The sequence below is a fragment of the Streptomyces sp. NPDC030296 genome (genome assembly GCF_055572815.1).
Genome location: NZ_JBVICQ010000014.1, coordinates 47,774 through 61,782, shown reverse-complemented (window position 1 = coordinate 61,782; position 14,009 = coordinate 47,774). Strand labels below are relative to the sequence as shown.

The following is a 14,009-nucleotide window of genomic DNA, read 5'->3' as shown; positions in this document are numbered from 1 at the left end:
CGTGGCGCACATGGAGACCATGGAGAGCGAGACGGTATTCCCGAAGATCATCTCGGTCGACGACCACACAGTGGAGCCCCCGCACGTCTGGCAGGACCGGCTCCCCAAGAAGTACCGGGACATCGGCCCCCGCGTCGTCCGCGCGCCATTGAAGGAGATGACGTTCCTCGGCGGCCGTTTCCGGCCCGTCATGGGCGCCCCCGGAGACGACGGCCCCGTCGGCGACTGGTGGGTGTACGAGGACCTGCACCGCCCCCTGACCCGCCTCGACACCGCCGTCGGCTACTCCAGGGACGAGATCAAGCTGGAGATCATCACCTTCGAGCAGATGCGCCCCGGCTCGTACGACGTGGAGCAGCGCCTCGCCGACATGGACGTCAACCACGTCCAGTCCGCCGTCTGCTTCCCGACCTTCCCGCGCTTCTGCGGCCAGACCTTCACCGAGGCCGCGGACCACGAACTGGGCCTGCTGGGCGTGAAGGCGTACAACGACTGGATGGTGGACGAGTGGTGCGGCCCGAAGGCGCGGGGCCGGCTCATCCCGCTCACCCTCATCCCCCTGTGGGACGCCGAACTCGCCGCCGCCGAGGTCCGCCGCAACGCCGCGCGCGGGGTGCGGGCCGTCGCGTTCTCCGAGATACCGCCGTATCTGGGTCTGCCCTCCATCCACACCGACGACTGGGACCCCTTCTTCGCCGCCTGCGACGAGACGGGCACGGTCATCGCGATGCACATCGGCTCCAGCAGCCGGATGCCGTCCACGTCCGCCGACGCGCCGCCCGCCGTCGGCTCCACCATCACCTTCGCCAACTGCTGCTTCTCGATGGTCGACTGGCTGATGAGCGGCAAGTTCGAGCAGTTCCCGAACCTCAAGGTCATGTACGCCGAGGGCCAGATCGGGTGGATCCCCTACATCCTGGAGCGGGCGGACGTCGTCTGGGAGGAGAACCGCGGCTGGGGCGGTGTGGCGGACAAGGTCCACCGGCCGCCGTCCGAGCTGTTCGCCGAGCATGTCTTCGGCTGCTTCTTCGACGACGCGTTCGGACTGCGCAACCTCGACGCCATCGGCGTGGGCAACGTCCTCTACGAGACCGACTACCCGCACTCCGACTCCACCTGGCCCAAGTCTCGTGAGGTCGGCGAGGCCCAGATGGGGCACCTCGCACCCGACGTCGTCGACCGGATCGTCCGCCGGAACGCCATCGACCTGCTGGGCCTGACCGACGACGGGCTCTGGCCGGGGCCGGGGAGCACGGCGTGAACGGGACCGGCGCGCCCCCGGCGAGGGAGCCGCTCCGCTACGGGATGCAGCTGCCCGTCCAGTCGCAGAGCACGCTCTACGCCGAGCCCTGGGAGGCGGACGCCGGGCCCGAGGATCTGGTGGAGATCGCGCGGGCCGCCGACCGGGCGGGGTTCGACTACATCGCGAGCTGCGACCACGTGGCGATCCCTCGGCGGCTCGCGGAGGCGATGGGCACCGTCTGGTACGACCCGGTCGCCACGCTCGCCTTCCTGGCCGGCGTCACCGAACGCGTCCGCCTGCTCAGCCATGTCGCGGTCGTCGGGCTGCGGCATCCGCTGCTGACGGCGAAGCAGTACGCGACCCTCGACCACCTCGCGGGCGGGCGCCTGATCCTCGGTGTGGGCGCCGGGCACGTGCGGGAGGAGTTCGAGGTGCTCGGCGTGGACTTCGAGCGGCGGGGTGCCGTCCTGGACGAGTGCGTGGACGCGCTGCGGGCGGCGCTCGGCCCGGACGAGTTCCCCGCCCACCACGGGAAGGCGTACGACTTCGAGGACCTGGGCCAGCGGCCCCGCCCCGCGCAGGCCCGTGTCCCGGTGTGGGTCGGCGGCTCCTCCCCGGCGGCCGTCCGTCGGGCCGCCGTCCGCGGTGACGGCTGGCTGCCGCAGGGCGACCCGCGCGACCGGCTGCCGGGGCAGATCGCCCGGCTGCGGCGGCTGCGGGAGGAGGCGGGGGTCACCGCCCCGTTCACGGTCGGCGCGATCACCGAGCCGCTGTACATAGGGGAGCCGGCGTGGGACGTCGGCCGCCGCACGCTCAGCGGCCCTCCGGAGGCGCTCGCGGAGTCGCTCCGGGGGTATGCGGCGATGGGAGTTGACCAGATCCAGGTGCGGTTCCGCAGCCGGGGGCGCGCCGAACTCACCGACCAGATGGGGGAGTTCGGGGAGCGAGTGGCTCCGCTGCTGTGACCGGCCAACCGGGGGAACCTGTCTGACAGCCAGACAATCTCTTATTGAAACTTCGAACAACTGACGCCCGAGTCACGTATGTACGTACGTCATGGCTTCGGCGGAAGGACACGCGAAGTGCGATCCCCCCGGCACGTCCTCACTTCCCAGCACGTCGGCACCACCGTTTCCGCAGCTCCGTCGCGTGGACTGACCGTCGCGCTCGCCTGCGCCGAGGGCGACTGGCCCCACGCCGACTGGCCCGAGCCCGACGATCCGTACGTCACACGCGCGGTGCCCATGGCCCCGCCCTACCGCGGCCTGCGCGCGTCCGGCGCGGATGTCGTGGTCCTGAGCTGCGCCGACCCGTCCGACTCCTTCCCGGAGCTGCTGAGGACGATGGGGGCCATGAGCGCGCCGGTGATCGTGGTGACCCCCCGTAGGGACACCGGGACGGTCGTCGAGGCGTTCCGGGGCGGGGCCGGCTATCTGGTCGAGGGCGACTACTGCGCCTGCATGCTCTCCTCGGCTGTCATGGCCGCGACGGTCGGGCACACCTATCTGTCGCCCGTCGCCTGCGCCGCGCTCCGCGACGCGGCCCAGCGGATGCCGGACGGCGGGGAGACCGGGGAGCGGCTGCGGTCGCTGCTCTCGCCCCGTGAACGGCAGATCATGGAGCTCCTCTCCACCGGACTCGGCGCCCAGGAGATCGGACTGCGGCTGCGGCTGAGCGAGAAGACCGTCCGCAACAACCTCAGCAACATCTACGCCAAGCTCGACGTCCGCGGAGGCACCGAAGCGGTCCTCCGCTGGCTGGGCGCGACCCCCGCGGTCCGCGTGTGAACGCACCCATTCGCAGATGAGAACGAGCCTCCACGTCCATGCGGAGGCTCGCCCGAAATCAGCCGACCGGTGACCGAATTTCACACCGGCCGGCATTCCGTCATTTTCCTTTCAGGGCTTTCGAGGCGTCGGATTCGGCTTGGAGCCGCACCCGCTATTGCACGGAGACATCCGAGAGCGACACCTCGACATCGGTCACGTTCTCGCCGCCCTGACCGAATCCGGGTTCCGCGCGGGCGCTGTTCTCGCTGTTGATGATGCCGTTGGCCTGAGGCGTTCCGCACTTCACGTTGCGCAGCCACAGCCGGCCGTCCGGGGTGCCGCTCTGCAGCAATTGCGGATAGAAGACGTGCACGGTGGTCGCGCCCTCGCTCGGGGAGAAGAAGACCTTCTGGCCGTCCTGCTCCTCCTTGTACGTGGCCTTCAGGAACCCGCTCACGTCGGTGCGCTTGTGGGACCACATGAAGAAGGCGATGTGGTCCGGCTGCACCGTGTCGCTTCGGGTGAAGGAGAACGAGGACGTGGTGTCGTCACGCTTGATGTTGATCTCCTGCGTGGCGAACTTGACGCCGATCTCGAAGAACGAGTTCCCGAGCTTGGTGCTGCCGTCGACGGTGAAGCCGTCCTCGAGCTGGATGGTGCGGGTCACGGAGGCCGTTCCGCTGAAGGACTTGGTCGCCGCGGTGGTGCTTCCGCAGTTGTCGCTCACGCTGGTGACCCGCTCGTTGGGGCCGAGGCTGTCCCGCTTGACCTGGACGTCGACGAACTGGCAGTTCTCCAGTTTGTCCGAGTCCGTGCGGCAGTCCGTGGCCACCTCGTTCGGGGTGGCGGCACCCGCGCTGTACATCAGCGGGACGGCCATGCCGAGGGCGGCGATCGGGGCCAGCACGAGGGTGACGCGCTTCTTCTTGCTGCGGTGGTTGCCGCGGCGCCCGGTGTTCGTCATGCGTGTCTCCTGCAGGGGTGATCGAGCGGAAAAGGCTGGTGGTGAGGTGTTCCCGGGGAGGGGGGAGCACCGTCGGGAGGGGGGGGAGCACCGTCGGGAGGGGGGAGGCGGTGCGGATCCCGTGGGGGTGTCTTGGGGTTCGGGGGCCGGGCGGTGCCGGTCAGCAGTCCTCCAGTACGACCTTGGAGGTGCCGTCCGCGAGTCCGGGCGTGCCCGCGGCGCTCGCCAGGATCACCGGGCCCTCGACGACCTCCTCGGCGACGAAGTTCTGCTCGGGCGTGGGGTTGGTCGCGAAGCCGCCGGGTTTGGCGTCGACATGCACGCGCCACTCGCCGGTCATGCGCTGGATCTTCGGCGTGAACGTCACGTGCATGACCTTGCCCACGGGCACTTCGCGCTGCTCGGACTCGCTGGCTGTGGCCGTCTTGACGGTCATGTCCAGGGTGCCCTTGTGCTTCACCCAGGAGCCGCTGAGCGCGCTGAAGAGGCCGCCGAGAGCACCCTGTTGGGTCGAGGTGTACTTGCCCTGGCCCTGGCCGATCGCCTTCGAGAACTCGGTCGTCACCTTGGCCGGCGCGGTGGCGTTCGGCTCGCAGTTCGGGAAGTCGACGGTCACCTTCTCGGTGGGGCCGTCGAATGTCTCGAACTTGGTTTCGACGAAATCGCAGGTGTCGGACTCGAAGCCGTCCCCGAGGCCGCCGCCGAAATCGGCGGTGGTCTGCTTCTTCCCGTTCAGTACCGCCGTCCTCTCGCACTTCCTCATGATCTGGTCGGCTGTCAGTTCCTCGGCGGCGTTGGCCGAAGGAAGCAGTACGGCGGCAGCGGCGGTGACCGTCACGACCGACGCCCCGATCGCGACGTACCGGACCTTCTTGTTCTTGAACCGCCTCTTCGCCATCTTGCGTTCACTCCTTGGGGGTGGCTTTACCTTCCGACGGAGGATTATTGGGGTCTGCAAAGAATCTCGACAGAGTCAAATATCCCTACTGGCGGGTCACTTGAGTCGCATATGCAAGCGGTCTGTGCGTACCTGACGGATCGTCAGTTCAGCGGTACGCTGACCTCGGCCAACGCCGCGCGAAGGGAGTCCACATGGGCAAGCTCGACGGACGTGTCGTCCTCGTCACAGGTGCCGCACGGGGGCAGGGGGAACAGGAGGCCCGGCTGTTCCGGACGGAAGGGGCCCGGGTCGTCGTCGCCGACGTCCTCGACGACCAGGGCGAGGCCCTCGCCAAGGAGATCGGCGCCCTCTACGTCCATCTCGACGTGGGCCGCGAGGAGGACTGGACGGCCGCCGCGGCCGCCGCCAAGGACGCGTACGGCCGGGTCGACGGGCTCGTCAACAACGCCGGAGTCCTGCGCTTCAACGCCCTCGTCGACACGTCCCTCGACGAGTTCACGCAGGTCGTACGGGTCAACCAGGTCGGCGTCTTCCTCGGGATCAGGACCCTCGCCCCCGAGATCGAGGCGGCCGGCGGCGGCACCATCGTCAACACCGCGTCGTACACGGGCCTGACCGGCATGGCGTACGTCGGCGCCTACGCCGCGACCAAGCACGCCATCGTCGGTCTCACCCGCGTCGCCGCGCTGGAGCTGGCCCGCAAGGGCATCCGGGTCAACGCCGTCTGTCCCGGAGCCGTCGACACCGCGATGACCGACCCGGGTGAGGGGGTGTCCGCCGAGGCCGTCGACAAGCTCTACCGCAAGCGGATCCCGCTCGGCCGGATCGGCCGCCCCGACGAGATCGCCCGCCTCGCCCTCTTCCTCTCCTGCGAGGACTCCTCCTACATCACCGGGCAGCCCTTCGTGATCGACGGCGGATGGCTCGCCGGGGTCAGCCTCCTCTGAACCCTTGCCGGCGGTTGACCTGACGGACCATCAGCTATTGACGCTCCACGGGCCCGGTGGAACAGTCGGCCGTATCAGAATCTGACGCATCGTCAGAAAGGCTGTGCCGCCCGGCGCGGCCACGGGCTGTGGGGACGGTGAACCTCCGTGGAATTCGGGCTCTTTGTACAGGGGTACGTGGGCAAGCGGGCCGAGACCGACCCGCTCGCGGAGCACAAGGCGCTGATGGAGGAGACCGAGTACGTCATCCAGGCGGACAGGTCCGGCTTCAAGTACGCCTGGGCCTCCGAGCACCACTTCCTGGAGGAGTACTCGCACCTCTCGGCCAACGACGTCTTCCTCGGCTACCTCGCGCACGCCACCGAGCGGATCCATCTCGGCTCCGGCATCTTCAACCCGCTCGCCCAGGTCAACCACCCGGTGAAGGTCGCCGAGAAGGTCGCCATGCTCGACCACCTCTCCGAGGGCCGCTTCGAGTTCGGCAGCGGCCGCGGCGCCGGCTCCCACGAGATCCTCGGGTTCATCCCCGGCGTCACCGACATGAACTTCACCAAGGAGATCTGGGAAGAGACCATCGCCGAGTTCCCCAAGATGTGGCTCCAGGACGAGTACGTCGGCTTCCAGGGCAAACACTGGTCGCTGCCGCCGCGCAAGGTCCTGCCCAAGCCGTACGGGAAGTCCCACCCCGCGATGTGGTACGCCGCCGGGTCGCCGCCGTCGTACGCCATGGCCGCGCGCAAGGGGCTCGGTGTGCTCGGCTTCAGCGTGCAGAAGGTCTCCGACATGGAGTGGGTGCTGGAGCAGTACAAGACCGCGGTCGTCGACGCCGAACCCGTCGGCGACTTCGTCAACGACAACGTCATGGTGACGACCACGGCCATCTGCGCGCCGACGCACGAGGAGGCCGTACGGATCGCCGTGAACGGCGGTCTGCACTACCTGCCCTCGCTGGTGTTCCGCTACCACGACACGTTCCCGCGCCCCGAGGGGTTCCCGGTGTGGCCCGAGACGCTGCCGCCGTACGACGAGGAGTTCATCGAGCTGCTCATCGCCGAGGAACTGCTCATCTGCGGCGACCCGGACGAGGTGCTCACCCAGTGCAAGCGGTGGGAGCAGGCCGGCGCGGACCAGCTGAGCTTCGGACTGCCGGTGGGGGTGCCGAAGGAGGAGACGCTGCAGACGATCCGGCTCGTCGGGGAGCACGTCATCCCGAAGATCGACACGGACCCCGTGCACCGGACGTCGCGGTTCCGCGCGGCCGGGTGAGGCTGCCCCCACGGCACGACGGCACGGCGGCACGGCGGCACCCCCATCGTCCCCAGGCACCCGGAAGGAGCGAGGCATGCTCGACCACGTCATCAAAGGTGTGACCGTCGTCGACGGGACCGGCGCGCCCGCGTACACCGCCGACGTGGGCCTGCGCGACGGCCGTATCGCCGTCATCGGCACCGTCACCGAACAGGCCCGCACCTCCGAGGACGCGGCCGGGCTCGTCCTCGCCCCCGGCTTCGTCGACCCGCACACCCACTACGACGCGCAGCTGTTCTGGGACCCGTACGCGACCCCCTCCCTCAACCACGGGGTGACCACGGTCGCCGGCGGGAACTGCGGATTCACCCTGGCGCCGCTCCACCCCGACCGGCCCGAGGACGCCGACTACACCCGCCGGATGATGTCCAAGGTCGAGGGGATGTCGCTGGTCGCGCTGGAGGAGGGCGCCCCCTGGAACTGGCACGGGTTCGGCGAGTACCTGGACGCCCTCGACGGGCGGATCGCCGTGAACGCCGGTTTCATGGTGGGGCACTGCGCGCTGCGGCGGTACGTGATGGGACCGGACGCGATCGGCGGGCAGCCCACCGAGGCGCAGCTCGCCGACATGGTCCGGCTGCTGCACGAGGCGATGGAGGCGGGCGCCTGGGGCCTGTCGACCACCCAGTCGTCCTCGCACAGCGACGGCGACGGCAAGCCGGTGGCGTCCCGGCACGCCCGGCCGGCCGAGCTGATCGCCCTGTCGCGGGCCGTGGGCGAACACGAGGGCACCCAGATCGAGGCCATCGTCGCGGGCTGCCTCAACCAGTTCAGCGACGAGGAGATCGACCTCTTCGTGGAGATGAGCTCGGTCGCGGGACGCCCCCTGAACTGGAACGTCCTCACCATCGACGCGGCCGTCCCCGAACGCGTGCCGAGGCAGCTGGAGGCCAGCGAGCGGGCCCGCAAGGCCGGCGGCAGGGTGGTCGCCCTGACCATGCCGATCCTCACCCCCATGAACATGTCGCTGGGCACCTTCTGCGCGCTCAACCTGATCCCCGGCTGGGGCCCGGTCCTCGGCCTGCCCGTGCCCGAGCGGATCGAGCGGCTCCGCGACCCGGAGGTCCGCGCCGAACTGCTGCGGCGCGCCGACAGCAAGGAGGCGGGCGTCTTCCGGCGGCTCGCCAACTTCGGCAGGTACGTCATCGGCGACACCTACAGCCCCGCGAACGAGGGTCTCACCGGGCGCGTCGTGAAGGACATCGCCGCCGAACGCGGCCAGGACCCCTTCCACTGCCTGGTGGAGATCTGCGCCGCCGACGACCTCCGTACGGTGCTGTGGCCCATGCCCACCGACAACGACCCCGCGTCCTGGGCGCTGCGCGCCGAGACCTGGCGGCACGAGGACGTCCTCCTCGGCGGCTCCGACGCCGGCGCCCATCTGGACCGCATGTGCGGTGCCCCCTACACCACCCGGTTCCTCGGGGACTGTCTGCGCGGCCGGAGGCTCGTCGGCCTCGAACAGGCGGTGAAGATGCTGACCGACGACCCCGCGCGGCTGTTCGGGCTCCGCGAACGCGGACGGATCGCGGAGGGCTGGCATGCCGACCTCGTCCTCTTCGACCCGGAGCGGATCGACGCCGGCAAGGCCACCCTGGTGCACGACCTGCCGGGTGACAGCCCGCGCCTGGACTCCAAGGCCCTCGGCGTACGGGCGGTCTGGGTCAACGGCGTCGAGACCATCCGCGACGACATGGTGACCGGGGCCGTGCCCGGCAAAATCCTGCGGTCGGGCCGCGACACCCGCACGGTGAGCACGAGGTGAGCGCCGGGGCGGGCTCCCCGGAGCCGCAGCGGCTGTTCATCGGCGGCTCCTGGGTGGAGCCCGACGACGGGCACTACGAGGTGATCGACCCGGCGACCGAGGGGGTCGTCGGGCTGGCACCGGAGGCCTCGCGGGACCAGGTGCACGCGGCCGCCGCCGCGGCCCGCGAGGCCCTCGGGGCGTGGTCGCGCACCTCCCCCGACGAGCGGGCCGCCGTCCTCGCCCGTACCGCGGAGCTGATCCGCGCCCGGCTCGTCCCGTACGCCGACCTCGCCGGGGCCGAGTCCGGCGCGACGACCGGCACCGCGCGGGGCATGCAGGTCGCGGTGGCCGCCGCCCGCTTCCAGCGGTACGCCAGGCCCGAACCGGTCGAGGAGCCGATCGCCCCCCAGGTCAACGAGGCGGGTCCCTTCGGCCGGGCGGCGGTGATGGGCGCCCTGGCCGTACGACAGCCCGTGGGCGTCGTCACCTGCATCACCTCGTACAACAACCCCTGGGCCAACCCGGCGGGCAAGGTCGCGCCCGCCCTGGCCATGGGCAACACGGTCGTCGTGAAGCCCGCTCCCCAGGACCCCCTGTCCGTGTACCGCATGGCGGAGGCCCTGGAGGAGGCCGGGATCCCGCCCGGCGTGGTCAACGTGGTGAGCGGCACCGGCCCGCAGGCCGGTGAGGCGGCCGTGGACTCGCCCGACGTCGACATGGTCAGCTTCACCGGCTCCACGGCGGTCGGCCGGCGCATCGCGGAGGTCTGCGGACGCGACATGAAGCGCCAGTTGATGGAGCTGGGCGGCAAGGGGGCGGCGATCGTCTTCGACGACGCGGACGTGCCGTCGGCGGTGGCCGGCATCGGCACGACCTTCTCCTTCTACAGCGGACAGATCTGCACCGCGCCGACGAGGGTCCTCGCCCAGCGGGGCGTCTACGACCAGGTGGTGACGCGGCTCGCCGCGTACGCGGACCGTCTGCCGGTCGGCGACCCCCGCGCCCGGGGCACCGTCGTCGGCCCCGTGATCTCGGCGGCCCACCGCGACCGCGTCGAGTCGTACGTCGAACTGGGCCGCAAGGAGGGCGCCCGCGTGGTCACCGGGGGCGAACGCCCGCCGCTCGAACGGGGCTTCTACGTCGCGCCCACCCTCCTCGCCGACTGCACACCCGACATGCGGGTCGTCCGGGAGGAGATCTTCGGCCCCGTCGTGGTCGTCCTCCCCTTCGACGACGAGGAGGACGCCGTGAGGCTCGCCGACGCCACCGACTACGGCCTCATCGACTACGTCTGGTCCGGCGACGTGGCCCGCGCCTTCCGCGTGGCCCGGCGCCTGCGCGCGGGCGGCGTCGGCGTGAACACCGTCGGCCGCAACATGGAGGCGCCGTTCGGCGGCTTCAAGAAGAGCGGGGTGGGACGCGACGTGGGCTCGTACGCCCTGCACGCCTACAGCGAACTGCAGGCGATCGTCTGGGCGGGGTGAGGGGGCGGGCGGGGCGGCGGCCATCGGCGGCCGTCTCGGCGATCTCCGGCGGTCGACTCGCTCGCCGGCGGTCGACCACATGGCCGTCAGCGGCCAACCACGCGCCCTTCCGGCCGACTTGCCAAGCCGCAATGATGTTCGAATGCAGCGAGTGTCGAAGGCATGGCGTTGGCCGGTGGGCGGGCTCGTGGTGGCCGGTGTGGGCGCCCTGTTCGTACCGATCGGCGAACTGATCTGGGTCCATCTCCTCATCTCCCTGGGCGCGGTCGTCGCCCTCGTCCGGATGGCGAACCGGGAGGTGCCGTTCCCGGTGGCGCTGGCGCAGCTGCGCCTCGGCGGCGACGATCCGGCCGTACTGCGCGCCCGCGCCCTGTCGGCCGCCATGTCCCTGCAGAGGGGACGGCCCGACATCGCCCTGTACCGGCTGAACTCCGTCCTGCCGGACCTGACGCGCGTCCTGGGCGCCGCCCACCCCGACACCCTCTCGACCCGTCTGATGAGCCTCCAGATCCGGGGCGAGACCGGCAACCTGCCCGACCGTCTCACCGCGATACGCGAACTCATCGGCGAGATCACCCCCGTCCTCGGCCCCGGCCACCCCGACACCCTGGCCGCCCGGCACTGCCTCGCGGAGTGGCTCGGCCAGGACGGCCGCACCGAGGAGGCCGAGGCGGCGTACGAGGACGTCGTCACCGTCGGCACCGAGCACCTCGGCGCCGACCACAACCTCGTCCTGATCGCCCGCAGCTCCCTCACGATCCTGCGCTACGACCGCACCGGCCCCGACAACGGGGCGGCCGTCGACGACATGACCGCGATCGTCGCCGCGATGGAACGCACCCTGGGCGCCGCCCACCCGACCGCCGCCGGCACCCGCCGGCTCCTCACCCAGTGGCAGAACGCGCAGGCGGGCAGCGCCGGGTAGCGTGTGGCCTCCGGTACGGACCACGGAAGGGGCGCGACGAGACATGGCGACGACCCGGCCGCTCCTCTACCTCGACGTGGACGGGCCGCTGAACCCGTACGCGGCGAAGCCGGAGCGACGGCCCGCCCGGGTACACCACCCACCGGATGAAGCCGGACGGCTGGGTGGCTCGGCACCCCGGACAGCCCCCGGCGGCGGTGAAGCCACTCCGCGTCTGGCTCAACGAGGCCCACGGCCCCGAACTCCGCGCCCTAGCCGCACGGTTCGACCTGATCTGGGCGACGACCTGGGTCGGCGAGGCCAACACGTTCATCGCTCCCGTCCTCGGGCTGCCGCCACTCCCCGTCGTGGAGTGGCCGGACGTGACGCCTGAGATCGCGACCGACCACTCGGGCCTCTTCTGGAAGACCCGCCACCTCGTCGCCCACGCCGCCGGCCGCCCCTTCGCCTGGGTCGACGACGAACTCGGCACCCGCGACCGCGCCCACGTGGCCGTCCACCACCACGCGCCCGCGCTGCTCCTGCGCGTCGACCCGCGACTGGGCCTGCGCGCCCCGGACTTCGCCGCACTGGCGGAGTTCGCCGAGAGCGAGTGACGGACGGCGGGCGGCCGGTGCGGGCGCCGGGGTGACCGGTGTGGGCATCGTGTGGCCGGCCGAGCGTGGGCGGTCATGGCGTGAGGTCGACGGTCGCGGGAGCGCCCCGGCCGACCGTCAGGGACCAGCGCGGGGAGGCGGTCGAGGCGGTGACCGTGACGGTGCCCGCCCGCCGGGCGGCGGATACCCCTGATCCGCGATCGGCGCTCGCCGTCGCGACCAGCGGTTCGAAGCCGTGCCGTCCTGTCGCGTGCATTCGACTGGCCGCGTGGGCAGTTGTGAGCGCATGGCTGACGAGATCTTCAACGACCCGCTGCTGGCCAGGATCTACGACCCGCTCGACCCGGACCGCGGTGACCTGGACGCCTATCTGCGGCTCGGGGAGGAACTGGGCGCACGGCGGGTGCTGGACATCGGCTGCGGGACGGGTGTGTTCGCGTTGCTGCTTGTGGAGCGGGGCGTGGAGGTCGTGGGTGTCGACCCGGCGCTCGCCTCGCTGGAGGTGGCGCGGGCCAAGCCCGGCGGTGACCGGGTCCGCTGGATTTACGGTGACGCGACCGCGCTGCCGCCGCTCCGGGTCGACCTCGCCACGATGACGGCCAACGCGGCCCAGGAGATCGTCGACGCGGACGCCTGGCGGGGGACGCTCCGGGGCGCCCACGAGGCGTTGCGGCCGGGCGGAACGTTCGTCTTCGAGACCCGCGACCCGGCCGCGCGGGCCTGGGAGAGGTGGAACCGGGCGGAGTCGTACGGGGTGACGGACGTCCCCGGGGTCGGCGAGGTCGAGAGCTGGGTGGAACTGACCGAGGTGGACGGGCCCCTGGTGACGTTCCGCCGGCACTACGTCTTCCGGACGGACGGTCAGAAGCTGACCTCCGACTCCACGCTGAGGTTCCGCGAACGGGAGGAGGTGAAGGCGGACCTGACAGCGGAGGGCTACGCGCTGACGGAGGTACGGGACGCCCCGGACCGCCCGGGGCGGGAGTTCGTGTTCGTCGCCGTTCGGCCGGAGCGGGACTAGCGCCGCGACCGTGGCCTGAGCAGGCGCCCCCGGCGGGGGTGGGGGAGCGGCCTCACCTTTGTCGAGTCGGCGATATTCGATCGACGCTCGCCGGATCCGCTGATACCCAGAGGGCATGGCAGACGACGATTCCGGCGAGTTCCGGGCGGGGCAGACGGGGCTCGTCGTGCGGGTCCCCGAGGCGGAGACGGCTGTCCGGGTGTGGCGGGACCGGCTGGACCCCTCGGCCCGCGCGGGCGTCCCGGCGCATGTCACCGTGCTCTTCCCGTTCCTCGACGAGACCCGTGTCGACAGCGGTACGTGTGCGGCCGTCGCCGAGGTGATCGGACGTCACCCGTCCTTCGGGGCGCGGTTCGACCACTGCGGGCGCTTCCCCGGGATCCTGTATCTGGCCCCGCGATCGGACGGGCCCTTCCGGCGGCTCACGGAAGCGATCGCCGAACGGTGGCCCGAGGCACCGCCGTTCGGCGGACGGTTCACGGAGGTGGTTCCGCATCTGACCGTCGCCCAGGGGCAGGAGGACGCCGTGCTGGACGAGATCGAGGCCGATCTCCTTCGGCGGTTGCCCGTCAGCGGCCGTGTGGCCTCGGTCGATCTCATGGTTCACGACGGGGCGCGGTGGCGGCGGCGGGTGTCCTTCGGGCTTCGCTGACGATCGGGGGCGTGGCCCCCAAAGGCTCGGGGCGGCCTCCGCTCAGTCGTGAAGGTCGACGCGGATCGTCAGGAGGTTCGTGCCCAGGGCTCGTACCGCGGTGCTGTTCAGTCTGGGGAGGGTGCTCAGGCGGGTCAGTGGGTCGTCGGCCGGGAGGAGGTGGGCCGTGCCGTGGTGCCAGCGGCCGTGGAGGCGGAGCCGTACGGACGGGTCGGCCTTGATGTTGCGGACGTAGTGGGACTTCTCGCCGTACTCCGAGACCAGCCAGAACGTGTCGCCCGTGCGGCGGCCGCCGATGGGTGTGCGGCGCGGGAGGCCGGAGACGCGGCCGGTGGTCTCCAGGACCGTCTGGAACGGAACGCGGCGCAGGACCGGGTTGGCGACGTGGCGCTGGAAGGCCGTGACGACGCGTTGTTTCAGGCCGGGATCGCGGGACATGGGCGTGGTTCTCC

13 protein-coding genes and 1 pseudogene are annotated in these 14,009 nt (G+C 71.1%); 11 read left to right on the top strand and 3 right to left on the bottom strand.

The genetic code is table 11. The annotated features are described in order from the left end of the window. Positions 1–10 precede the first annotated feature (10 nt). The 3 genes from ACZ4Z3_RS33320 to ACZ4Z3_RS33310 all read left to right on the top strand — a co-directional run bounded on the left by ACZ4Z3_RS33320 (position 11) and on the right by ACZ4Z3_RS33310 (position 3,030). A complete protein-coding gene (locus tag ACZ4Z3_RS33320) occupies positions 11–1,261 on the top strand; it encodes an amidohydrolase family protein (protein WP_468504534.1) in 1,251 nt (416 codons plus the stop codon). Positions 1,262–1,305: 44 nt separating this feature from the next. Further along, positions 1,306–2,208 (top strand): LLM class F420-dependent oxidoreductase, encoded by a 903-nt coding sequence (locus ACZ4Z3_RS33315; RefSeq protein WP_468504644.1) that lies wholly within the window; start codon positions 1,306–1,308, stop codon positions 2,206–2,208. A 117-nt stretch (positions 2,209–2,325) separates the two neighbouring features. Beyond that, the gene (locus tag ACZ4Z3_RS33310) at positions 2,326–3,030 is read left to right on the top strand and encodes a LuxR C-terminal-related transcriptional regulator (protein WP_468504533.1); all 705 of its coding nucleotides are present in this window, start codon (positions 2,326–2,328) and stop codon (positions 3,028–3,030) included. Positions 3,031–3,184: 154 nt separating this feature from the next. On the opposite strand, the gene ACZ4Z3_RS33305 is transcribed toward ACZ4Z3_RS33310, so the two are convergent. Continuing rightward, complete coding sequence (locus ACZ4Z3_RS33305) at positions 3,185–3,976, bottom strand: hypothetical protein (protein WP_468504532.1); 792 nt, start codon at positions 3,974–3,976, stop codon at positions 3,185–3,187. A gap of 160 nt (positions 3,977–4,136) precedes the next feature. After that, the gene (locus ACZ4Z3_RS33300; RefSeq protein WP_468504531.1) at positions 4,137–4,874 is read right to left on the bottom strand and encodes a hypothetical protein; all 738 of its coding nucleotides are present in this window, start codon (positions 4,872–4,874) and stop codon (positions 4,137–4,139) included. Positions 4,875–5,068: 194 nt separating this feature from the next. Here ACZ4Z3_RS33300 and ACZ4Z3_RS33295 point away from each other — a divergent pair, with 194 nt between their 5' ends. The 8 genes and pseudogenes from ACZ4Z3_RS33295 (at position 5,069) to ACZ4Z3_RS33260 (ending at position 13,557) form a co-directional block, all read left to right on the top strand. Beyond that, positions 5,069–5,824: an SDR family NAD(P)-dependent oxidoreductase gene (locus tag ACZ4Z3_RS33295; protein ID WP_468504530.1), complete on the top strand. Its 756-nt coding sequence runs from the start codon at positions 5,069–5,071 to the stop codon at positions 5,822–5,824. Between the two features lie 147 nt (positions 5,825–5,971). Beyond that, on the top strand, positions 5,972–7,090 hold the full coding sequence (locus ACZ4Z3_RS33290) for an LLM class flavin-dependent oxidoreductase (RefSeq protein ID WP_468504529.1): 1,119 nt from the start codon (positions 5,972–5,974) through the stop codon (positions 7,088–7,090). Positions 7,091–7,166: 76 nt separating this feature from the next. Beyond that, positions 7,167–8,897 carry an N-acyl-D-amino-acid deacylase family protein gene (locus tag ACZ4Z3_RS33285; protein ID WP_468504528.1) on the top strand — a complete coding sequence of 577 codons (1,731 nt, stop codon included), beginning with the start codon at positions 7,167–7,169 and terminating at the stop codon, positions 8,895–8,897. Next, on the top strand, positions 8,894–10,363 hold the full coding sequence (locus ACZ4Z3_RS33280; RefSeq protein WP_468504527.1) for an aldehyde dehydrogenase family protein: 1,470 nt from the start codon (positions 8,894–8,896) through the stop codon (positions 10,361–10,363). Before ACZ4Z3_RS33285 ends, ACZ4Z3_RS33280 begins: the two co-directional genes overlap by 4 nt. Positions 10,364–10,505: 142 nt before the next feature. Continuing rightward, positions 10,506–11,288 (top strand): tetratricopeptide repeat protein, encoded by a 783-nt coding sequence (locus tag ACZ4Z3_RS33275; protein WP_468504526.1) that lies wholly within the window; start codon positions 10,506–10,508, stop codon positions 11,286–11,288. A 43-nt stretch (positions 11,289–11,331) separates the two neighbouring features. Then, positions 11,332–11,884 (top strand): annotated as a pseudogene (locus ACZ4Z3_RS33270) (HAD domain-containing protein). 286 nt (positions 11,885–12,170) lie between these two features. Then, complete coding sequence (locus ACZ4Z3_RS33265) at positions 12,171–12,905, top strand: class I SAM-dependent methyltransferase (protein WP_468504525.1); 735 nt, start codon at positions 12,171–12,173, stop codon at positions 12,903–12,905. 115 nt (positions 12,906–13,020) lie between these two features. After that, positions 13,021–13,557, top strand: coding sequence for a 2'-5' RNA ligase family protein (locus tag ACZ4Z3_RS33260; protein ID WP_468504524.1), 537 nt, complete (start codon positions 13,021–13,023; stop codon positions 13,555–13,557). Between the two features lie 42 nt (positions 13,558–13,599). On the opposite strand, the gene ACZ4Z3_RS33255 is transcribed toward ACZ4Z3_RS33260, so the two are convergent. Then, on the bottom strand, positions 13,600–13,995 hold the full coding sequence (locus tag ACZ4Z3_RS33255; RefSeq protein ID WP_468504523.1) for a nitroreductase/quinone reductase family protein: 396 nt from the start codon (positions 13,993–13,995) through the stop codon (positions 13,600–13,602). Between the last annotated feature and the right edge of the window lie 14 nt (positions 13,996–14,009).

Excerpts from the sequence above, each read along its gene's own strand:
- ACZ4Z3_RS33260 (WP_468504524.1), top strand. The coding sequence starts at position 13,021 with ATGGCAGACGACGATTCCGGCGAGTTCCGGGCGGGGCAGACGGGGCTC.
- ACZ4Z3_RS33275 (WP_468504526.1), top strand. The coding sequence starts at position 10,506 with ATGCAGCGAGTGTCGAAGGCATGGCGTTGGCCGGTGGGCGGGCTCGTG.
- ACZ4Z3_RS33305 (WP_468504532.1), bottom strand. The coding sequence starts at position 3,976 with ATGACGAACACCGGGCGCCGCGGCAACCACCGCAGCAAGAAGAAGCGC.
- ACZ4Z3_RS33300 (WP_468504531.1), bottom strand. The coding sequence starts at position 4,874 with ATGGCGAAGAGGCGGTTCAAGAACAAGAAGGTCCGGTACGTCGCGATC.
- ACZ4Z3_RS33265 (WP_468504525.1), top strand. The coding sequence starts at position 12,171 with ATGGCTGACGAGATCTTCAACGACCCGCTGCTGGCCAGGATCTACGAC.
- ACZ4Z3_RS33255 (WP_468504523.1), bottom strand. The coding sequence starts at position 13,995 with ATGTCCCGCGATCCCGGCCTGAAACAACGCGTCGTCACGGCCTTCCAG.
- ACZ4Z3_RS33320 (WP_468504534.1), top strand. The coding sequence starts at position 11 with ATGGAGACCATGGAGAGCGAGACGGTATTCCCGAAGATCATCTCGGTC.
- ACZ4Z3_RS33295 (WP_468504530.1), top strand. The coding sequence starts at position 5,069 with ATGGGCAAGCTCGACGGACGTGTCGTCCTCGTCACAGGTGCCGCACGG.
- ACZ4Z3_RS33315 (WP_468504644.1), top strand. The coding sequence starts at position 1,306 with ATGCAGCTGCCCGTCCAGTCGCAGAGCACGCTCTACGCCGAGCCCTGG.
- ACZ4Z3_RS33285 (WP_468504528.1), top strand. The coding sequence starts at position 7,167 with ATGCTCGACCACGTCATCAAAGGTGTGACCGTCGTCGACGGGACCGGC.